The sequence below is a fragment of the Phenylobacterium sp. genome, assembly GCF_041913825.1.
GTDB lineage: Bacteria > Pseudomonadota > Alphaproteobacteria > Caulobacterales > Caulobacteraceae > Phenylobacterium.
The window spans coordinates 183,051-200,803 of the sequence record NZ_JAYSEO010000008.1 but is presented as its reverse complement, the minus strand read 5'-3'; the positions used below and the strand labels follow the sequence as shown (position 1 = coordinate 200,803).

The 17,753-nt window shown below is 72.1% G+C and carries 20 protein-coding genes; 11 read left to right on the top strand and 9 right to left on the bottom strand.

From position 1 onward, the window contains the following. The first annotated feature begins 321 nt into the window (after positions 1 to 321). The 4 genes from ACE3Q8_RS08875 to ACE3Q8_RS08860 are packed head-to-tail and all read left to right on the top strand — an operon-like array spanning position 322 to position 3,982. Entirely contained in the window at positions 322 to 771 is a 450-nt protein-coding gene (locus ACE3Q8_RS08875; RefSeq protein WP_374469908.1) for an iron-sulfur cluster assembly scaffold protein, read from the top strand. A 60-nt stretch (positions 772 to 831) separates the two neighbouring features. Then, entirely contained in the window at positions 832 to 1,077 is a 246-nt protein-coding gene (yidD, locus tag ACE3Q8_RS08870) for a membrane protein insertion efficiency factor YidD (RefSeq protein WP_374469907.1), read from the top strand. After that, positions 1,074 to 3,050 carry a threonine--tRNA ligase gene (thrS, locus tag ACE3Q8_RS08865; protein ID WP_374469906.1) on the top strand — a complete coding sequence of 659 codons (1,977 nt, stop codon included), beginning with the start codon at positions 1,074 to 1,076 and terminating at the stop codon, positions 3,048 to 3,050. The genes yidD and thrS overlap by 4 nt, the downstream gene beginning before the upstream one ends. Further along, positions 3,047 to 3,982, top strand: a complete 936-nt coding sequence (locus ACE3Q8_RS08860) for a glycosyltransferase family 2 protein (protein ID WP_374469905.1) — start codon at positions 3,047 to 3,049, stop codon at positions 3,980 to 3,982. The genes thrS and ACE3Q8_RS08860 overlap by 4 nt, the downstream gene beginning before the upstream one ends. Here the strand turns inward: ACE3Q8_RS08860 and ACE3Q8_RS08855 are convergent. Together ACE3Q8_RS08855 and ACE3Q8_RS08850 are read right to left on the bottom strand one after the other, a co-directional pair. Further along, positions 3,979 to 4,893: a hydroxymethylglutaryl-CoA lyase gene (locus tag ACE3Q8_RS08855; RefSeq protein WP_374469904.1), complete on the bottom strand. Its 915-nt coding sequence runs from the start codon at positions 4,891 to 4,893 to the stop codon at positions 3,979 to 3,981. The two genes, ACE3Q8_RS08860 and ACE3Q8_RS08855, sit on opposite strands and share 4 nt — an antisense overlap. Beyond that, positions 4,890 to 6,560 (bottom strand): ArnT family glycosyltransferase, encoded by a 1,671-nt coding sequence (locus ACE3Q8_RS08850; RefSeq protein WP_374469903.1) that lies wholly within the window; start codon positions 6,558 to 6,560, stop codon positions 4,890 to 4,892. Before ACE3Q8_RS08850 ends, ACE3Q8_RS08855 begins: the two co-directional genes overlap by 4 nt. A gap of 55 nt (positions 6,561 to 6,615) precedes the next feature. On the opposite strand from ACE3Q8_RS08850, the gene ACE3Q8_RS08845 reads away from it, so the two are divergent. Continuing rightward, positions 6,616 to 7,341, top strand: coding sequence for a glycosyltransferase family 2 protein (locus ACE3Q8_RS08845; RefSeq protein WP_374469902.1), 726 nt, complete (start codon positions 6,616 to 6,618; stop codon positions 7,339 to 7,341). 143 nt (positions 7,342 to 7,484) lie between these two features. Beyond that, a complete protein-coding gene (locus ACE3Q8_RS08840) occupies positions 7,485 to 7,802 on the top strand; it encodes a helix-turn-helix domain-containing protein (protein WP_374469901.1) in 318 nt (105 codons plus the stop codon). On the opposite strand, the gene ACE3Q8_RS08835 is transcribed toward ACE3Q8_RS08840, so the two are convergent. The 4 genes from ACE3Q8_RS08835 to phaR all read right to left on the bottom strand — a co-directional run bounded on the left by ACE3Q8_RS08835 (position 7,799) and on the right by phaR (position 12,045). Further along, a complete protein-coding gene (locus tag ACE3Q8_RS08835; protein WP_374469900.1) occupies positions 7,799 to 9,778 on the bottom strand; it encodes a hypothetical protein in 1,980 nt (659 codons plus the stop codon). The genes ACE3Q8_RS08840 and ACE3Q8_RS08835 overlap by 4 nt on opposite strands. Next, on the bottom strand, positions 9,775 to 10,968 hold the full coding sequence (locus ACE3Q8_RS08830) for a glycosyltransferase family 2 protein (protein ID WP_374469899.1): 1,194 nt from the start codon (positions 10,966 to 10,968) through the stop codon (positions 9,775 to 9,777). The genes ACE3Q8_RS08835 and ACE3Q8_RS08830 overlap by 4 nt, the downstream gene beginning before the upstream one ends. Positions 10,969 to 11,073: 105 nt before the next feature. Beyond that, positions 11,074 to 11,406 carry a hypothetical protein gene (locus tag ACE3Q8_RS08825; protein WP_374469898.1) on the bottom strand — a complete coding sequence of 111 codons (333 nt, stop codon included), beginning with the start codon at positions 11,404 to 11,406 and terminating at the stop codon, positions 11,074 to 11,076. Positions 11,407 to 11,436: 30 nt separating this feature from the next. After that, positions 11,437 to 12,045, bottom strand: a complete 609-nt coding sequence (gene phaR, locus ACE3Q8_RS08820; protein WP_374469897.1) for a polyhydroxyalkanoate synthesis repressor PhaR — start codon at positions 12,043 to 12,045, stop codon at positions 11,437 to 11,439. Between the two features lie 174 nt (positions 12,046 to 12,219). On the opposite strand from phaR, the gene ACE3Q8_RS08815 reads away from it, so the two are divergent. The 3 genes from ACE3Q8_RS08815 to ACE3Q8_RS08805 are packed head-to-tail and all read left to right on the top strand — an operon-like array spanning position 12,220 to position 15,009. Continuing rightward, positions 12,220 to 13,395 carry an acetyl-CoA C-acetyltransferase gene (locus ACE3Q8_RS08815; protein WP_374469896.1) on the top strand — a complete coding sequence of 392 codons (1,176 nt, stop codon included), beginning with the start codon at positions 12,220 to 12,222 and terminating at the stop codon, positions 13,393 to 13,395. A gap of 58 nt (positions 13,396 to 13,453) precedes the next feature. Then, positions 13,454 to 14,176, top strand: a complete 723-nt coding sequence (phbB, locus tag ACE3Q8_RS08810; protein ID WP_374469895.1) for an acetoacetyl-CoA reductase — start codon at positions 13,454 to 13,456, stop codon at positions 14,174 to 14,176. A gap of 56 nt (positions 14,177 to 14,232) precedes the next feature. Then, positions 14,233 to 15,009 (top strand): DUF4908 domain-containing protein, encoded by a 777-nt coding sequence (locus tag ACE3Q8_RS08805; protein WP_374469894.1) that lies wholly within the window; start codon positions 14,233 to 14,235, stop codon positions 15,007 to 15,009. 4 nt (positions 15,010 to 15,013) lie between these two features. Here ACE3Q8_RS08805 and gloB read toward each other — a convergent pair whose 3' ends face one another. Further along, the gene (gene gloB / locus ACE3Q8_RS08800; RefSeq protein ID WP_374469893.1) at positions 15,014 to 15,775 is read right to left on the bottom strand and encodes a hydroxyacylglutathione hydrolase; all 762 of its coding nucleotides are present in this window, start codon (positions 15,773 to 15,775) and stop codon (positions 15,014 to 15,016) included. Between the two features lie 80 nt (positions 15,776 to 15,855). Between gloB and ACE3Q8_RS08795 the strand changes: the two genes are divergently transcribed. Together ACE3Q8_RS08795 and ACE3Q8_RS08790 are read left to right on the top strand one after the other, a co-directional pair. Next, positions 15,856 to 16,611 carry a class I SAM-dependent methyltransferase gene (locus ACE3Q8_RS08795; RefSeq protein WP_374469892.1) on the top strand — a complete coding sequence of 252 codons (756 nt, stop codon included), beginning with the start codon at positions 15,856 to 15,858 and terminating at the stop codon, positions 16,609 to 16,611. Between the two features lie 39 nt (positions 16,612 to 16,650). Continuing rightward, complete coding sequence (locus ACE3Q8_RS08790) at positions 16,651 to 16,830, top strand: DUF3606 domain-containing protein (RefSeq protein ID WP_374469891.1); 180 nt, start codon at positions 16,651 to 16,653, stop codon at positions 16,828 to 16,830. On the opposite strand, the gene ACE3Q8_RS08785 is transcribed toward ACE3Q8_RS08790, so the two are convergent. Then, the gene (locus ACE3Q8_RS08785; protein WP_374469890.1) at positions 16,831 to 17,346 is read right to left on the bottom strand and encodes a hypothetical protein; all 516 of its coding nucleotides are present in this window, start codon (positions 17,344 to 17,346) and stop codon (positions 16,831 to 16,833) included. A 6-nt stretch (positions 17,347 to 17,352) separates the two neighbouring features. Then, positions 17,353 to 17,742 carry a glycine zipper 2TM domain-containing protein gene (locus ACE3Q8_RS08780; protein WP_374469889.1) on the bottom strand — a complete coding sequence of 130 codons (390 nt, stop codon included), beginning with the start codon at positions 17,740 to 17,742 and terminating at the stop codon, positions 17,353 to 17,355. Between the last annotated feature and the right edge of the window lie 11 nt (positions 17,743 to 17,753).

Sequence of the window (17,753 nt, the reverse complement as noted above, 5' to 3'; positions counted from 1 at the left end):
CTACGAGATCCGCGAGCGCCGCGAGACCGAACCGGCCACGGCGGACTCCAGCTAGTCCCAGCCCTCAGCCTCCGCCCCCGCCCCAGTCCCTCTCCCAGTCCTTCCCCCGCGGGGGAGGTGGCCCGAAGGGTCGGCGGGGTCCGCCAGACGCTAGGTTCAGCCCCCTCCGTCGGCTCCGCCGACAGCTCCCCCGACGGGGGAGCGACTTTGGCGCGTCCCCCTCCGCGCCTTCCGCGTGTTCCGAGGTTCCTCGCCGTCCCGGCCGCCCGCCGTACGCCCCGCCGTTTGACATGCGCCCGCCGAACCCCGACCTATCCGCCCATGATCGACGACCTCTACTCGGCGAAGCTGCTCAGGCTCGCGGCCAACCTGCCGCGGGTGGGCCGGCTCGACGCGCCCGACGCCAGCGTCGAGAAGGTGGCCAAGCTGTGCGGCAGCCGGGTGCTGGTGGACGTGAAGGTCGAGGACGGCGCGGTCGCCGACTTCGCCCAGGAGGTGAAGGCCTGCGCGCTTGGCCAGGCGGCGGCCTCGGTGCTCGGCGCCCATGTGGTCGGCGCCACCCTGCCCGAACTGGAAATGGCCCGCGACCAATTCCGTGCTATGCTGAAAGACGGTGGTTCGCCGCCCGTTGGACGCTTTTCGGATCTTGAGATGCTCGCGCCCGTGAAGGACTACCCGGCCCGTCACGCCTCGACGCTGCTGGCGTTCGAGGCGACCTGCGAGGCCGTCCGCCAGGCGACGGCGCGAACTAGCCCCGCCGGCGCGGCTTGATCCTCTCGTGAGCGGGGCGTAGACCCCGCGCGACGCCAAGTCCTCCATCCCGTAGCCGGCATGACTTTCTACGAGAGGTGCGTCAGGGGCGCGCTGCGCGCCTACAAGCTGACGCTTTCGCCGCTGATCGGGCGGCAGTGCCGGTTCCTTCCGACCTGTTCGGAATACACGGCGCAGGCCCTGATCAGCCACGGCCCCTGGCGCGGCGCCTGGCTGGGCGCGCGCCGGGTCTGCCGCTGTCATCCCTGGGGCCCGGCGGGCTACGACCCGCCGCCGCCCCCGACCCGGAACACGTTGAAGACATGATCGACCTGATTTTCCCCGACGGCTCCCAGCGCCAGTTCGAAGACGGCGTCACGGGGCGGTCCATCGCCGCCGGCATCTCCAAGTCGCTGGAGAAGAAGGCGGTGCTGGTGAAGCTCGACGGCGAGCTGCTCGACCTCGACCGCCCGCTCGAGAAGGGCGGCCGCTTCGAGATCGTCACGCGCGAGAACCCCGAGGCCCTGGAGACGATCCGCCACGACGTCAGCCACATCCTGGCCGAGGCGGTGCAGGAGCTGTTCCCCGGCACCCAGGTGACCATCGGCCCGGCGATCGAGGACGGCTTCTACTACGACTTCGCCCGGGAGGAGCCGTTCAGCCTCGACGATCTCGCCAGGATCGAGCAGCGGATGAAGGAGATCGTCGACCGCGACGAGCCGATCCGCCGCGAGGAGTGGGACCGCGACGAGGCGATCCGGCACTTCCGCGAGATCGGCGAGGAGTACAAGGCCCAGATCATCGAGAGCATCCCGGCGGGCGAGAAGATCACGATCTACAAGCAGGGCCAGTGGAAGGACCTCTGCCGCGGCCCCCACCTGCCGTCCACCAAGGCGGCCGGCAAGGCCTTCAAGCTGACCAAGCTGGCGGGCGCCTACTGGCGCGGCGACCACCGCAACCCGATGCTGCAGCGGATCTACGGCACGGCCTGGGCCACCGAGGCCGAGCTCGAGGCCTACATCACGCGCATCGAGGAGGCCGAGAAGCGCGACCACCGCAAGATCGGCCGGGCCATGGACCTCTTCCACATGCAGGAAGAGGCCAAGGGGATGATCTTCTGGCACCCCAAGGGCTGGACGCTCTACCGGACGGTGGAGTCCTACATGCGCCGGATGCTCGACGCCGACGGCTACGTGGAGGTCAAGGCGCCCCAGATCATGGACCGGGTCCTGTGGGAGAAGTCCGGCCACTGGGAGAAGTTCGGCAAGAACATGTTCACGTGCGAGACGGAGGAAGGCGAGGTCCTGGCCGTCAAGCCGATGAACTGCCCGGGCCACGTGCAGATCTTCAACCACGGCCAGAAGAGCTACCGCGACCTGCCGCTGCGCATGGCCGAGTTCGGCTCCTGCCATCGCTACGAGCCGTCGGGCGCCCTGCACGGCATCTTCCGCGTGCGCGCCTTCACCCAGGACGACGCGCACATCTTCTGCCGCGAGGACCAGATCGAGGAAGAGTCCACGAAGTTCATCCGGCTGCTGGAGCAGGTCTACCGCGACTGCGGCCTCGAGCTGCACGCGGTGAAGCTCGCGCTCCGGCCCGAGCTGCGCTTCGGCACGGACGAGGTCTGGGACGAGGCCGAGGCCAAGCTGGAGCGCGCGGCCAAGGCGGCCGGCATCCCGGAGGTGGAGCTGCTTCCGAACGAGGGCGCCTTCTACGGTCCGAAGCTCGAGTTCCACCTGAAGGACGCCATCGGCCGCACCTGGCAGTGCGGCACGCTGCAGCTCGACTACGTGCTTCCCGAGCGGCTGGACGCCGAGTACGTGGCCGAGGACGGCTCCAAGCAGCGGCCGGTGATGCTCCACCGCGCCATCTGCGGCTCCATGGAGCGGTTCATCGGGGTGATGATCGAGAACTACGCGGGGGCCTTCCCGCTGTGGCTCGCCCCGACCCAGGTGGTGGTGGCGACGATCACCTCCGACGCCGACGACTTCGCGCTGAAGGCCGCCGAGCAGCTCCGCGCGCGCGGCCTGCGGGTCGAGACGGACCTGCGGAACGAGAAGATCAACTACAAGGTTCGGGAGCACAGCCTCGCCAAGGTGCCGGTGATCGCCGTGGTTGGCCGGCGCGAGGCGGAGGAGGGCAAGGTGGCCCTGCGGCGCCTCGGTTCGGACCGTCAGGAGATTCTCGCTCTGGATGAGGCGGCGAACATGCTTGCCTTGCAGGCGAGTCCGCCCGATCTTGGCCGGGGCTTCGGGGGGCAGTCCGCGCCCGGGGAAATCGGGGCGAAGGAGGCTGGATGAACGGCGTCGCCGCACCGATCGTCGCTGTAGAGCCTGCGCCCGTGCCGACCGACCTGCGGCCCGCCCGCAGCGTCGCGGTGGTGATGGTCGTCTACATGACCGGTGAGGCGCTCGAGGAGAGCCTGGCCTGCGTGCTCGCCGACCCCCAGGTCGGCGAGTTCGTCATCGTGGACAACGGCTCCACCGGCGACGAGTCGGCGAGGCTCCGCGCCGTGGCCGCCCGCGACCGGCGCGTGCGCCTCATCTCGGGTCACGGCAACGTCGGCTTCGCCCGCGGCGCCAACCTGGGCGCGCGGGCCGCCAAGGGCGAGGTGCTGGTCTTCCTCAATCCCGACGCCTTTCTGCAGCCGGGCTGCATCGGCGAGCTGGTCCGCGAGATCGAGGGCCGGCCGGTGCCCTGCATTGTCGGCGGCCGGGTCCTGAACGCCGACCGCACCGAGCAGCGCGGCGCGCGGCGCGGCGACATCACGCCGGTCAGCGCGCTGATGTCGCTGTCGAGGCTGGCCCAGCGCGTGCCGGCCTTCCGGCGCTACGAGGTCCACTGGGAGGGCGACGCCGCCCCCGACCAGATCACCCCCGTGCCGACCATCTCCGGCGCCTGCTTCTGCATGCGCCGCGAGGACTTCGACGCCGTCGGCGGCTTCGACGAGAAGTACTTCCTGCACGTGGAGGACGTGGACCTCTGCTGGCGGGTCCGCGAGCAGGGCGGCCTCGTGCTGTTCCACCCCAGGGCCGAGGTGGTCCACCTGGGCCACACCAGCCAGACCAGCCCATTGAAGGTCGAGTTCCACAAGGGCGTCGGCCTCGCCCGCTACTTCCACAAGCGGGCCCAGGGCCTCGGCGAGCGCGCGCTCGCCTTCGCCCTCACCCCCCTGGTCATCGTCGCCGCCCTGGCCCGGCCCCTCATGTGGCGCCTGAAGGGCCGGGCCTAGGCCGCGTCCTCGCGCTTGAACGGGAAGCCGCCGGCGCGGCCGACCGACGAGGCCACCGACTTGCCGAGCAGGTCCGAGACCCAGGCGCCGATGCCGATCAGCCGGTCGAGGTCGTAGCCGGTCTCGAAGCCGGCGCGCTCCAGCATGTAGACCAGGTCCTCGGTGCCGATGTTGCCCGTGGCGTTCGGCGCGAACGGACAGCCGCCCAGCCCGCCGACGCTGGCGTCCAGCACGTCCACGCCCGCCTCGACGCTGGCGAAGGCGTTGGCCAGGCCCGTGTTGCGGGTGTCGTGGAAGTGCATCCGGAGCCTGGCGTTCGGCGCCGCCTTGCGGGCGGCCTCGATCCGGCGCCGCACGGTCCAGGGGTCGGCCACCCCGATGGTGTCGGCGAGCGCGATCTCGGGCACGCGCAGGTCGGCGGCGGCCGAGACGATCTCGACGACCCGGTCCTCGGGCACCTCGCCGTCGAACGGACAACCGAAGGCCACCGAAATGGTCACCGTGACCGGCGGCTCTTCCTTCTTGCGCACCGCCATGATGGCCCTGAGCGTCTCGACCTGCTCGGCCACCGAGGCGCCCTGGTTGCGGATGCCGAAGCCGTCGCTGGCGCAGACCACCACATTGGCCTCGTCGCAGCCGGCCGCCACGCAGCGCTCCCAGCCCTTCTGGTTGAGGACGAGGCCGATGCGGCTCCTGCCCGGCTCGCGGGGCAGGGCGGCCATGATCTCCTCGGCGCCCGCCATCTGCGGCACCCGCCTCGGATTGACGAACGAGACCACCTCCATCCGCCGGGCGCCCGCGGCCTCCAGACGGCGGATCAGCTCCAGCTTCTGGTCGACGTCCAGAATGGTCTTCTCGTTCTGCAGGCCGTCGCGCGGGCCCACTTCCACGATCTCGATGCGGCGGCTCATCGCGGGCTCCTCCCGGCGGACTGGTAGACGCGCAAGGTCATCTCATCGCCGTTGGAATAGTCCAAGCCCCGGATCTCGCGGACCAGCCGGGCCTGCACGCCGTGGCCGGCCAGCGCCCGGCGGAAGGCGGCCTCCTGCCGGGCCTCGACGACGGCCGGCCGCCCCTCGGCGATGGCGACGGCGGCCTCCTCGGCGTCGTCGAGCTCGGTGGGCGTGCCGAGCGCGAACACCAGGCTGGGCTCGGCGTAGCCGGCCACCGCCACCGGCGCCTCGGCGATCCCCTGGCGCGGCAGCAGGCGCGCGGCGGCCAGCGCGTGCTCGGTCCGGTCCGACAGCCACAGCGGGTCGAGCCGCGGCGCAAGCCCGGCCGCCAGGGCGGCGTGGCCGAGCACCCCCAGTCCCGCCGCGGCGACCCAGGCGCCCCTCGGCGCCTGGCGCACCAGCATGTAGCCGCCGACGAGGCCCGCCGCTGCGAGCAGCACGGCCGTCAGGGCTCCGGCGGTGAGGTCCGAGGGATCGCCGTACTCCGACAGCAGATAGACGGCGCCGCCGGCCAGGGCGAGGCCGGCGAACACCGCGAGCGCCGCGCCGGCCCAGCGGACCCGCGCCCCCAGCGGCTCCATCAGCGCGGCCGCCGCCAGCCAGGCCAGCGCGCCGTAGGTCAGCAGCGGATAGTGGACGAGCTTGGTGGGCAGCAGTTCGAAGAACAGGAAGCCGGGTACGAACCAGGCCACCGCGAACTTCACCCCGGGTTCTCGCCGCCGGCGCCAGGCGACCACGGCGGCCGCTGGCAGCAGCAGGGTCATGGGGAAGGTGAGCAGCGGGGCGAGCAGGGTGTGGTAGCCGGGCGGCGCGCCGTGGGTCTCCTGGCCGCCGGCCAGCTTCGGCGCGAGGTCGCCGGCCAGCGCGGTGACCCAGAAGCCGCCGTCGGTGGCGACCGTCACCGCCCCCGCCCAGGGCCCGACGATCAGCAGGACGAGCAGCAGGCCCCAGTACCAGTTGAGCCTTGCGAGCCACGCCGGCCGCCGGTCCAGCAGCACCAGGGCCAGGATGGTCAGGCCGACGATCAGCGGCCCCACCGGGCCCTTGATCAGGGTGGCGAAGGCGACGCCCAGCCAGAACAGCAGGGTCGCGCGCTTGCCGGCCGGCGGCCCATCCCTGGCCTCTGCGTAGAGCCTGGCCAGCGCCGCCAGCGCCAGCACGGTCATGCCGCACAGCATGGCGTCGGTCTTGGCGATGAAGGCCTCGGTGGAGAGCAGGAACGTCGTGCCCAGCATGGCCCCGGCCAGCAGCCCGGCTGGCGAGCCGAAGAACGCCGCCGCGCCCCAGGCGCAGGCCGCCGCCGCCAGCATCGCGCCCAGCAGCGAGGGGATCCGGTAGGCCCAGATCTGCCGCGCCTCGGGACTTGAGAACAGGGACACGCTGGCAGCCTGCATCCAGTGGATGCCCACCGGCTTCTTGAACCGAGGCTGGTCCTGGAAGCGGATGACCACGTAGTCGCCGGTCTCCAGCATCTGGGCGGTGGCCTGGGCGAAACGCGACTCGTCGCGGTCCAGCGGCGGCATGGCGAAGACGCCGGGCAGGCCGGCCAGGAAGGCGATCAGGGCGGCCACGGCCGGCGCGCGCCAGCCGCGGCTCCAGCGCGCCAGTTCACCTTCGAGCGTCATTTGGCCCTGATAGCATGATCCTTACGAAGCGCCCCTTTTCGGCTAAGGGAGGGCCATGGCTCAAGCGCCCCAGATCTCCGTGGTGGTCCCCGTCTTCGACGAGGAGGGCGCGGCGCCGGCCCTGGCCCGCGAGATCGCCGCCGCCTTCGCGGGCCGCGACTACGAGATGATCTTCGTCGACGACGCCAGCCGCGACGGCACCCGGGCGGCGCTGGCGGCGCTGCGGGCCGAGATCCCGCAGTTGCGCGTCCTGGCCCACCGCAAGAACTCGGGCCAGAGCCGCTCGATCCGCACCGGCATCCTGGCGGCCCGTGGCGAGGTGATCGTCACCCTGGACGGCGACGGCCAGAACGATCCGGCAGACGCGCCGAAGCTGGCGGACGCCCTGCTGGCGGGTCCGCCGGAACTCGCCCTGGTCGGCGGCGAGCGGGTGAAGCGCCAGGACAGCCGCGCCAAGAAGGTCGCCTCGAAGGTCGGCAACGGCGTGCGCAAGCGGCTGCTCAAGGACACCGCCAACGACACCGGCTGCGGGCTGAAGGCCTTCCGGCGCGAGGCCTTCCTGCGGCTTCCCTACTTCGACCACATCCACCGCTACCTGCCGGCCCTCATGCTGCGCGAGGGCTACCGGACCGCCTTCCAGCCGGTCCACCACAGGAACCGCGAGACGGGCGTCTCCAAGTACACCAACCTCGGCCGGCTGTGGGTCTCGGTCTCCGACCTGCTGGGCGTGATGTGGCTGCAGTCGCGCTCGCGCAACCCGGGCGGCGTCGACGAGGTCTGATCAGCCGCCGATCAGGACGGTGAAGATCATGGCGACCACGGTCACGTCGATGAAGCGGAAGGCGAGCTGAGCCATGTGACCCCGTGGTCGGAAGTTGCGATCACGGTTAAGCAAGACCCGCGCCAGACGTTCCGGGACCTGCGATGGCTCTCTTCTTCGACGCCGAATGGTTCGACGCCCGGCTCGCCGAGCGAGGGCTCTCGCGGCAGGTGCTGGCCGCCGCCGCCGGGATGAGCGCGGCCGACCTGGCGCTGGCCTTCAAGGACCAGCGGGAGCTTTCTGCCGGGGAGGTGGCGGCCTTCGCCGAGTTGCTGGGCGTCGAGGCCCGCGAGGTGGCGGACCGCGCCGGCGTCTCCACGCCTGCGCCCGGCCACCCCTCGCCCACCGAGGCCCGGCTGGCCGCCCTGGAGCGCCGGGTGGCGGCGCTCGAGGCCGAGATCGCACGGCTGCGGCGGAGCTAGGCGCGGCGACGCCGGAGGCGGCCGGCGGCCGGGGTCAGCACCCCGTGCAGGGCCACGACGCAGAGCATCAGCAGCAGCGGCACCGCCGGCAAGGCGTAGACGTTGTTGGCCGCCGGGAACGACAGGGCGTCGATCAGCGCCAGGATCAGGATGCGCGCCGCCACGGCGCCGGCGAGCGCCACGCAGAGGATCGCGGCCGGCGTGATCCGCCGCCGGATGGCCGCCAGGGCCACCACCACGAGCGCGGCGGCGACGCCCAGGACGGCGAGCGCCCGGAACAGCGGGCTCAGCCGGATGACGAGGTCCAGCCACGCCTGCGAGAAGCGGGTCTTCAGGAGCGGCTGCGCCGGCTGCGGCCCGATGGCGTCGACGAAGAGAGTGGCGCCGCCGAACGCGTGCGGCCCGGGGCCCAGGGCGTTGAGGTCCACCGGATGACTGGTCCCGTCGGCCAGCCGCAGCACGGCCGGGCAGGGTCCGTTCGGGCAGTCCGCGGCAAGCGCGAACCGCTGCTGGCCGAGCGCCGGGTCGGAGAAGTGGGCGACGAGATCGGGGCTCGACGAGCGGAGGGCGCTCTCCAGCCGCACGCCCACGCCGGGCGTGATGTCGAACCACTCGGCGCCGCGGCGGACGAACCAGCCGGACACCTGCCGCGGCGTTCGGCTGGGCGCGTAGCGGGGGCGGTTCAGGAAGTCGTACTGCGCCTCGGCGTCCGGCGCGCCGAAGTCGGAGGGCAGGGGCTGGGTCCACACGCCGTCCGGGAAGAAGATCACCTTGGTGGTGTTCCAGGCCGACCGGGCTACGTCGTCCGCCTGGCTGGGCTGCATCGGCGGGACGAGCGGCACGCGCCAGGCCTTGCAGCGGAGCTGGCCGCGGTCGCAGGCGGTCTCCACCTCCCGCTCGAGCTGGTTGTAGAAGGCGGCCGCCTCGTCGGGGCTGTCGTGGCGGCCGCTCGCCGCGGCGGCCTGGCGGACCGCCCAGAAGAACCAGCCGCCGCCGATGTCGCCGCAGATCCGCCGGTCGATGTCGCAGCCGACGGTCTTCCAGCCTGCGGAGGCCGGCGCGTCCATCCCCCGCAGCGAGGCGAAGGCGGGGCTGACGCGGTAGAGCTGCTCGCGCGCGGCGGCCGGCACCGGCACGCGCTCGCGGCCGTAGGGCGCCCCCACCTCGTGCAGGGCGGATAGCGCGCCCTCGAAGGCGTCGTCCTTGATCTCGTTGATCACGAAGCGGCCGTAGACGGCTGCGTTGACCGCGCCGACGCCGGCCACCAGCGCCACCGCGACGAGGGCCGCCGCCGCGGAGGGGGCGAGGGCGGTCAGCGCCGGGCGCCAGCCCTTGGCCCGCGAAGCGCCCGCGACGAGCGGCAGGAGCGCGATCAGCGCGAGCGTCGGCACGAGCCAGACGCCCTCCTCCCTGGTCAGCCACCACCAGGCGCCGAGGACGCCGGTCAGCGCCACGGCGGCCGGGCGGGGCAGGGCGCGCCCGGTGGCGAGCGCCATCGCGGAGGCGACCAGCGCCAGGCTGAGGGATGCGTAGAAGACGTCGCGGATCACCCGCAGTTGGTCGCCCATGTAGAGCGTCGGGAAGAGCAGCAGGAGCGCCAGCAGGGCGAGCCCCGCGAGCCGGGAGTCCAGCACGCGCGCGACCACGAAGGCGGCGAAGCTGGCGCAGGCGGCGTGGAAAGCGGCCAGCGCAAGCACGAAGGGCAGGCCGGTCAGGTTGGCGATGGCCAGGAAGACCGGAAAGCCCATGCCCTTCACGAGGGTGCTCTGGGTGTAGGGTCCGAGCCAGCGGCCCTCGGCCAGCGACTGGCCGAGGCGGATGAACAGGGCGTCGTCCAGTTCGGCGGTGCTGAAGAACACCACCGGCCGCGCCCCGAAGGCGATCAGGAAGCCCACGACCAGCGCCGCCGCCAGGAGCGGCACGAGGCGGCCGGGGAGCCTGCGCCGGCGGCGCGCCCCCTGCTCCGCCGTGCTCAAGGCCGCAACCCTCCCACTTTCGGGATGGCCAGGGTCCCCAGCAGGAAGGCGGAGAAGAAGGTCTGCAGCGCGACGGCCACGAGAGCGAGCCCGGAGATCACCAGCCGCGGGATGAGCGGATCGGTCAGCGAGCCGAACCCGCGATGCGCCCAGGTTCCGAGCGCCGAGCCGAAGGCGGCGAGGCCGACGATCGCGAGCAGCAGGCTGAACAGCGCCAGCCGGTCCGTGCTGGCGTGGCGGGCGAGCGCGTTGGACCGCGGGCTCGCCGGCAGGAAGCCCGTCATGGCTGCGTAGACCCGCGACAGCACCCCGAAGGTGATCATCTGAACGCCGGCGACGATCATGAAGCAGGCGGCGACGAAGGCGTTGAGGTCCATGGTCACCGCACCCAGGCGGATCGGCCCCGGGAACAGGGCGACGCCGAGCAGGACGCCGAGGCCTGTCATCAGGAAGCCCGGGTAGAAGAACAACCAGCGCGGGCTGTACATCAGCAGGAACTTGAGATGCCGCCACCCGTCGCGCCAGGTCTTCAGGTGCGGCGGGCGGCTGCGGCCGTCCTTCTGCAGTGTGGTGGGCGTCTCCTCGATCCGCAGGCCGGCCAGGGCGGCGCGGACCACCATCTCGCTGGCGAACTCCATGCCCGTGGTCTGCAGGCCGAGGCTGCGGACGGCGCCGGCGTCGAAGGCGCGCAGGCCGCAGTGGAAGTCGCCCACCGGAATGCGGAAGAACAGGCGCCCGATGAAGCTCAGCACCGGATTGCCCAGGTACTTGTGCAGGGGCGGCATGGCGCCCGGGCCGATCCCGCCCTGGAAGCGATTGCCCATGACGAGCTGGGCGCCGGCGCGCAGCCGTTCCAGGTAGCTGTCGAGCCGGCTGAAGTCGTAGCTGTCGTCCGCGTCGCCCATGACGATGTAGCGGCCGCGCGCCGCGGCGATGCCGCCCAGCAGCGCCGCGCCATAGCCCTTCTCGCAGACCGGAGTGACCCGGGCGCCGAGCCGGCGGGCGATGTTCTGGGAGCCGTCCGTGCTGCCGTTGTCGGCGATCAGCACCTCGCCGCGGACACCGGCGCGGGCCAGGAAGCCCTGGGCCTTCTCGATGCAGACCGCCAGGGTTTCGGCCTCGTTGAGGCACGGCATGAGTATGGTGAGCTCGACCTCGTCGCCGAGGGCGTCCGCCGCCTTGCCGTCCATGCGCCTCCGTCCCGGCGCGTTCTCAGCCGAAAGCACGGACCACCACGCCAACCCATGTTTCGAATAAACTGTACCACAGGTTGCGCGCTGCGCCAGCGCGGGCGGTCAGACCTCGGTGCGAGCGATCTTCCCCTTGCGGGCGCGGCGGTCGTAGGAGCCCGACCATTCCGTGCTGACGTAGGTGGTCTTGGCGTGGTCGATCAGCTCGGCCCCGGCCCGCAGGCCCCGCTTCTGGCCGTCCTGGCCCAGCAGTTGGGCCGCGAACACCGCAGCGCCCTCCGGCCGGGCGTCCCGCGGCGGGACAGGGCGCGCCGAGTCTACCGGCACGGGCAGGTTGGCCGAGTAGGCTTCGCGCGTGTCGTCGACGTCCTGGTTGTCGGGCCGCGCGGCGCGGCGGACGAGGGCGGCCCTGCGGATCGGATCAATTCGGGACATCATGCTTACCGAACTGCAAACCATACGCCAGGTTCAACGCTTGGCGAGCTTCTCGATCTGGGCCTGCATCTCTTCCATCCGCTTGCGCAGCTCGGTCAGCGCGTCGTCCTGCGCCGGCGCCTCGGGCTCGGCCTTCGCCGCGGGCGGCGGCGGCTCCTCCGGCTTGGCGTAGGCGAAGGGCGAGAACATCTTCATCGCCCGGTCGAAGAGCTGCATGTTCTGGCGGATCTGCTCTTCGTAGCCGGGCAGCCCCGCGCCCTGGCCCAGCGCCTGGAACTGCTGGCGCATGCGCTCCTGCTGCTGGGCGAAGCTCGCCAGCGAGAGCTCCAGGTAGCTCGGCAGGAAGGCCTGCATGGAGTTGCCGTAGAAGCCGATTAACTGCCGCAGGAACTGGATCGGCAGCAGCGACTGCCCCTGCGCCTCCTCCTCGAAGATGATCTGCGTGAGGACGGTGCGGGTGATGTCCTCGTTGGTCTTGGCGTCGTAGACCACGAAGTCGACGCCCTTCTTCACCATCTCGGCCAGATGCTCGAGCGTGACGTAGCTGGAGGAGGCTGTGTTGTAGAGCCGCCGGTTGGCGTACTTCTTGATGACGACGCGCTCGCCCTGGCCCGCGGCGCCGGTCCCTTCGGTGTCGGCCATCCCTGATCCTTTTCGGGCCCCGCCGGGCGTCGGCGGGGTCCATGTTCTGCACCGCAGTATCGCGGATGCGAGCTTAATGGCAATTGTCGTCGCCGCAGCTTGCACTTGCCCAAGCTTCATACCGGCCTGATATGGAATTCCAGGGCCGCCACTCGCGTATCAGGAGCCGCTTCCATGAGCGACGTCGTCATCGTTTCCGCCGCCCGCACCCCGGTGGGGTCGTTCAACGGGGCGCTCTCCAGCCTGCCGGCCCACGAACTGGGCAAGGTGGCGATCCAGGCCGCCGTCGAGCGGGCCGGCATCGCCGCCGCCGACGTGCAGGAAGTCATCATGGGTCAGGTGCTGCAGGCCGGGGCCGGCCAGGGTCCGGCGCGCCAAGCCTCGATCAACGCGGGCATCCCGGTGGAGGCGCCGGCGTGGAGCCTGAACCAGCTCTGCGGCTCGGGCCTGCGCGCGGTGGCGCTCGCCGCCCAGCAGATCAAGGACGGCTCGGCCGACATCGTCGTCGCCGGCGGCCAGGAGAGCATGAGCCAGTCGCCGCATGCCGCGAACCTGCGCAACGGCCAGAAGATGGGCGACCTGGGCTTCGTCGACACCATGATCAAGGACGGCCTGTGGGACGCCTTCCACGGCTACCACATGGGCCAGACCGCGGAGAACATCGCCGCGCGGTGGCAGATCACCCGTGAGGACCAGGACAAGTTCGCCGTCGCCTCCCAGAACCGCGCCGAGGCCGCCCAGAAGGCCGGCAAGTTCTCCGAGGAGATCGCGCCCGTCACCATCAAGGGCCGCAAGGGCGACACGGTGGTCGACCAGGACGAGTACATCCGCCACGGCGTGACCCTGGACAGCGTCTCGGGCCTGCGCCCGGCCTTCACCAAGGAGGGCTCGGTCACCGCGGCCAACGCTTCGGGCATCAACGACGGCGCTGCCGCCCTGGTGCTGATGAGCGCCGAGGAGGCGCAGAAGCGCGGTCTGAAGCCGCTCGCCCGCATCGCGTCCTGGGCGCACGCCGGCGTCGAGCCCGAGATCATGGGCACCGGCCCGATCCCGGCCAGCCGCAAGGCCCTGGAGAAGGCCGGCTGGAGCGTCGGCGATCTCGATCTCGTCGAGTCCAACGAAGCCTTCGCCGCCCAGTCGATCTGCGTGGTCCGAGACCTCGGCCTCGACCCGGCGAAGGTGAACGTCAACGGCGGCGCCATCGCCATCGGGCACCCGATCGGCGCGTCCGGCGCCCGGATCCTGACCACCCTGCTGCACGAGATGAAGCGCTCCGGCGCGTCCAAGGGCCTGGCGACGCTCTGCGTCGGCGGCGGGATGGGCGTCGCCATGTGCGTTGAGCAAGTCTGAGCGTTCTGACCAGGGAGCGCCGGATCAACCGGCGCCCCACACACATAGGGAGATGCGGATGGCCAGGGTTGCGCTGGTCACGGGCGGGACCCGTGGCATCGGTCGGGCGATCGTCGAGCGGCTGAAGGCCGACGGGATGAAGGTCGCCGCCGGCTACTCCGGCAACGACTCGGCGGCCGAGGCCTGCGCGCGCGAGCTGGGCGTGATGGTGGTGAAGGGCAATGTGGGCGTCTTCGACGACTGCCGACGGGCGGCCGAGGCGGTGGCCGCGGAACTCGGCCCCATCGACGTGCTGGTGAACAACGCCGGCATCACCCGCGACGGGGTCTTCCACCGGATGGACCCCGAGCAGTGGGGCGAGGTCATCCGCGTGAACATGGACTCGCTCTACAACATGACCCGGCAGGTCATCGAAGGGATGCGGGAACGCGAGTGGGGACGGATCATCAACATCTCCTCGATCAATGGCCAGAAGGGGCAGGTGGGGCAGACCAACTACTCCGCCGCCAAGGCCGGCATGATCGGGTTCACCAAGGCGCTGGCGCTGGAGAACGCCAAGAAGGGCATCACGGTGAACTGCATCGCGCCCGGCTACATCGACACCGAGATGGTGCAGGCGGTTCCGCCCAAGGTGCTGGAGGGCATCGTCGCCCAGATCCCGGTGGGGCGGCTGGGCCGCGGCGAGGAGATCGCCGACATGGTGTCGTTCCTGGCCGGCGAGCGGGCGGGCTATGTGACCGGATCCACGCTCACGCTGAACGGCGGCCAGTATATGGCTTGACGGCAGCGGGCGGCGTCCAAAAAGCGCCCTGATCCCGAGGCATCCCACTGGCGATCATGACGGGCGAGCCAACGGCGTTTCGGGGGGCGGTCATCGCGTTGGCGCTCGGCGCCGGCGCGCTCGCCTTCGCGCAGCCGGCCGACGCCGCGGGCCCCAAGTTGAGGGATGGCCTCTTCGGCCGCAGGGCGCCGGACGGGCGCCAGTTCACCGCCCCACCAGTCGCCCGCTACGTCTCCGAGGACGGTGTCGGCTTCACCCTGGACCGCACCCAGCCGCGGCCGCTGCTGAAGTTCGACAACAGCCCCGAGGTGTGGGCGCTGAGCCCGCATCCCGCCCCCCGCGGCGACGTCATCTACAAGAACGACCTTGGCCACCCCGTGGTCCGCGCCACGCGCCTGGGCGGGCTGACGGTGTTCACGCCCGGCCGGCCCGCCGGGTCGGCGGCGGCCCTGATCGGCGGCGGGCCGCCGCTCCGGCTGGCCCAGCTCGGCCCCCAGGCGCTGCTCGAGAAGCTCGCCCAGTCGAGCGCCCGCGCCAGCCGGGCGGCGCGGCGCCTGATCCCATTCGACGCCGAGGCCTCGCCGGCCTCCTCGGCCCTGATCGCCGACGCCGCCGTGGTGACCAGCGAGGCCATGGTCCGGATGACCCGGACCCCGCGCACACGCGCCCTCCTGGACCGCATCCGCCGGGTCCGCCTGGTGGAGGGCCGCCGCGCCGGCGCCGAAATCAGCCAGGGCACGCTGATCGTGATGGTCGCGCCGCAGCAGGGCCTGGCCGGCCGGCCCTCGTCGGAGCGTATCGTCGCCGTCGCGAACACCCCCGGCGACGACTAGGGGGTCAGCCCTTGAACAGGTCCTTGGCCGAGCGCACGGCGGCGAAGGCCTCGTGATCCGGCCGCCCGGCCGCGCCCACCCGCTCGGCCAGCAGCGGCGCGCGCAGGAACGGGTTGGTGGCCTTCTCCAGCCCGATCGTGGTGGGCACGGTGGGCTCGCCGCGCTCGCGCGCCGCGAACACCTGCTCGGCCCGGGCCTTCAGGGCCGGAGCGTCGTCCACCGACAGCGCGAAGCGGGCGTTCGACGCGGTGTACTCGTGGGCGCAGTAGACGGTGGTCTCGTCGGGCAGGGCGGCCAGCCGCTGCAGGCTCGCCCACATCTGGTCCGGCTTGCCCTCGAACAGGCGGCCGCACCCCAGGGCGAAGAGGGTGTCGCCGACGAAGGCCACGGCGTCGTCGGCGTCGTAGTAGGCGAGGTGGCCCAGGGTGTGTCCCCCGGACTCGATCACCTCGAAGCGCGTCTCACCCAGCATCACGTGGTCGCCGCCCCGGACCTCGCGGTCGAGGGGCGAGATGCGGGTGACCTCAGCCGGGCCGACCACCGAGGCGCCGGTGGCCGCCTTGATGTCGGCGTTGCCGCCGGCGTGGTCGGGATGCCAGTGGGTGTTGAGGATCAGCGCCAGCTTCCAGCCCAGGCGGTCCAGCTCGCGCAGGATCGCGCCCGCCTCGGGCGTGTCGATGCAGGCGGCCAGGCCCGAGGCCTCGTCGCGGGCCAGGAAGCCGTAGTTGTCCGAGAGGCACGGGAACTGGTGGACGGTGAGCGGCATCGGACCCTCCTTGGCGGCGCGCGGGCGGGCGCCGATTTAAGGTCGACGGAAACCGCAAGTCGAGCATAGCTCTGCCCCGAATGCGTCGCGACGTCCTCGAACTCCGCCAGTTCTATGCCTCCGCCCTCGGCCAGGCCGCCCGGGCCATGGTCACCCGCAAGGTGCTGGAGGCCTGGGGCGACGCCCACGGGCAGGACGTGCTCGCCCTGGGCTACGCCACCCCGTTCGTCGGCCACCTGCACGGGGCGGCGCGGCGGGTGGTGGCGGCCATGCCCGCCCAGCAGGGAGTCGAGGTCTGGCCGGGGGGTCACAACCGCGCGACCCTGGCGGCGGAGGACGCCCTGCCGTTCCCCAACGCCCTCTTCGACCGGATCCTGCTCGCCCACGCCATCGAGGAGAGCCCCGACCCGGTGGCCATGCTGCGCGAGGTGTGGCGGGTGCTCGCGCCGTCGGGTCGGGTGATCGTCGCCGTCGCCGCCCGCAACGGCCTGTGGGCCGACGCCGAGAAGACGCCATTCGGCCACGGCCGGCCCTACAGCCGCAGCCAGCTTGCCGAGCTGCTCCGCGACGCCGAGCTGGAGCCCTCCGGCTGGACGCGCGCCCTCTACGTGCCGCCGTTCGGCTGGCTGGCCGGCTGGGCGGAGGGCTTCGAGCAGGTGGGGTCGCGGCTCTGGCCGGGGTTCGCCGGCCTCGTCCTCATGGAGGCGGTCAAGCAGACCTTCGCGGTGAAGCCCAGAGGGGTCAGGGCTCGGGTGGCCCGGCCGGTGCTGCTGCCGGCGTCCGGCGTCGCGCCTGCGTCCCGCACCCGTCGCATCGGGCTGGAACGGCCGACGTGAGCTGAGGGTTTGCCTGGGACTGGCAGCAGGGAGCGTCCCATGCGACCCAAGGAACCGCGCAGCTTCGACGGCCCGGGCGATATCGACCTCGAGGATCCCGACGAAGTCCGCTACTGGGCCGAACGGCTGGAGGCGACCCCCGAGGAGATCGCCGAGGCCGTGCAGAAGGTGGGTCCCAACCGCACGGCCGTCGGCCTCTATCTGGGCGCTCAGGCCTGATCAGTCCGCGGCGTCGCCCGCAGTGGGCGCGCCGTTGGCCATCGGCGGGGCGGCGCAGTTCCCGGCCCGGCCCTGCACCACGTAGAACAGCGCGCGGCTCTCGGCGTAGCGGTACCGCTCCGCCATGGCGTTGGTGTCCTCGCCGGTGACCAGGCTCTGCGCCTGAGCCGGCGGCGCCCCGTCCACGGGCCCGGGCGACGGGGCGAGCGCCTGCTGGTTCCAGCGGGCGAGCGCCGGCATGCAGGCGGCCAGCACCGCGCCCGCCACCTGGTCGGCCGGGTCGGAGGACTTGGCAAGCGCGTAGCCCCAGCGGTGGAGGCAGTCGTCCATGGCCGCCGAGGGGCCGGCGGGCGCGGCGGCCGGAGCCGCAGCCGCGCCCTCACCGGCCTGCGCGCCGGCGAACGGGATGCAGAGGCGGCTGTCCGCCCCTGCCGCCCCGCGCCGCTCGTTTTCGCTGCAGGCGGTCAACGCCAGTCCGGCGACGACGAGGGCGGCGGTCAGCTTGGATCCCGCCATGGGCGCCTACCGGCAGACCTGGGTGGGCGCGTACACGAGCTCGCCCCACTGGTTGTAGTAGGCCCGCGTCTCGGTGCGGCAGCGCGGGGCGTAGCTGGCGTAGCGGGCCTGGCGGGCCGGCCCGGCGCGGTAGTAGCCGCGCGAGCTGCTGCGATAGGCGCGGCGGTTGTTGTTGCAGTTGCTCTTGGCCACCTCGCGGCCCAGCAGGGCCCCGACCCCGGCGCCAAGCAGGGTGCCTTCGGTGCGCGAGCCGCGGCCGGCGACGGCGTTGCCGAGCACGCCGCCTGCAACGCCGCCGACGACGGCTCCGGTCGTCTTGCAGCCCGCATAGGCGGGGGTGGCGGCGGGGGCGGCGATCAGGGCCGCGGCGCCCGCGGCGATCAGGATACGGCGCATGTCTCTCTCCT

What these genes read in the sequence shown, in the direction of transcription:
- ACE3Q8_RS08845 (WP_374469902.1), top strand. Translation starts at nt 6,616, where the DNA reads ATGGCTCAAGCGCCCCAGATCTCCGTGGTGGTCCCCGTCTTCGACGAG.
- thrS (WP_374469906.1), top strand. Translation starts at nt 1,074, where the DNA reads ATGATCGACCTGATTTTCCCCGACGGCTCCCAGCGCCAGTTCGAAGAC.
- ACE3Q8_RS08785 (WP_374469890.1), bottom strand. Translation starts at nt 17,346, where the DNA reads ATGGCGGGATCCAAGCTGACCGCCGCCCTCGTCGTCGCCGGACTGGCG.
- yidD (WP_374469907.1), top strand. Translation starts at nt 832, where the DNA reads ATGACTTTCTACGAGAGGTGCGTCAGGGGCGCGCTGCGCGCCTACAAG.
- ACE3Q8_RS08780 (WP_374469889.1), bottom strand. Translation starts at nt 17,742, where the DNA reads ATGCGCCGTATCCTGATCGCCGCGGGCGCCGCGGCCCTGATCGCCGCC.
- phbB (WP_374469895.1), top strand. Translation starts at nt 13,454, where the DNA reads ATGGCCAGGGTTGCGCTGGTCACGGGCGGGACCCGTGGCATCGGTCGG.
- ACE3Q8_RS08815 (WP_374469896.1), top strand. Translation starts at nt 12,220, where the DNA reads ATGAGCGACGTCGTCATCGTTTCCGCCGCCCGCACCCCGGTGGGGTCG.
- ACE3Q8_RS08805 (WP_374469894.1), top strand. Translation starts at nt 14,233, where the DNA reads ATGACGGGCGAGCCAACGGCGTTTCGGGGGGCGGTCATCGCGTTGGCG.
- ACE3Q8_RS08850 (WP_374469903.1), bottom strand. Translation starts at nt 6,560, where the DNA reads ATGACGCTCGAAGGTGAACTGGCGCGCTGGAGCCGCGGCTGGCGCGCG.
- phaR (WP_374469897.1), bottom strand. Translation starts at nt 12,045, where the DNA reads ATGGCCGACACCGAAGGGACCGGCGCCGCGGGCCAGGGCGAGCGCGTC.
- ACE3Q8_RS08795 (WP_374469892.1), top strand. Translation starts at nt 15,856, where the DNA reads ATGCGTCGCGACGTCCTCGAACTCCGCCAGTTCTATGCCTCCGCCCTC.
- ACE3Q8_RS08830 (WP_374469899.1), bottom strand. Translation starts at nt 10,968, where the DNA reads ATGGACGGCAAGGCGGCGGACGCCCTCGGCGACGAGGTCGAGCTCACC.
- ACE3Q8_RS08790 (WP_374469891.1), top strand. Translation starts at nt 16,651, where the DNA reads ATGCGACCCAAGGAACCGCGCAGCTTCGACGGCCCGGGCGATATCGAC.
- ACE3Q8_RS08855 (WP_374469904.1), bottom strand. Translation starts at nt 4,893, where the DNA reads ATGAGCCGCCGCATCGAGATCGTGGAAGTGGGCCCGCGCGACGGCCTG.
- ACE3Q8_RS08860 (WP_374469905.1), top strand. Translation starts at nt 3,047, where the DNA reads ATGAACGGCGTCGCCGCACCGATCGTCGCTGTAGAGCCTGCGCCCGTG.
- ACE3Q8_RS08875 (WP_374469908.1), top strand. Translation starts at nt 322, where the DNA reads ATGATCGACGACCTCTACTCGGCGAAGCTGCTCAGGCTCGCGGCCAAC.
- gloB (WP_374469893.1), bottom strand. Translation starts at nt 15,775, where the DNA reads ATGCCGCTCACCGTCCACCAGTTCCCGTGCCTCTCGGACAACTACGGC.
- ACE3Q8_RS08825 (WP_374469898.1), bottom strand. Translation starts at nt 11,406, where the DNA reads ATGATGTCCCGAATTGATCCGATCCGCAGGGCCGCCCTCGTCCGCCGC.
- ACE3Q8_RS08840 (WP_374469901.1), top strand. Translation starts at nt 7,485, where the DNA reads ATGGCTCTCTTCTTCGACGCCGAATGGTTCGACGCCCGGCTCGCCGAG.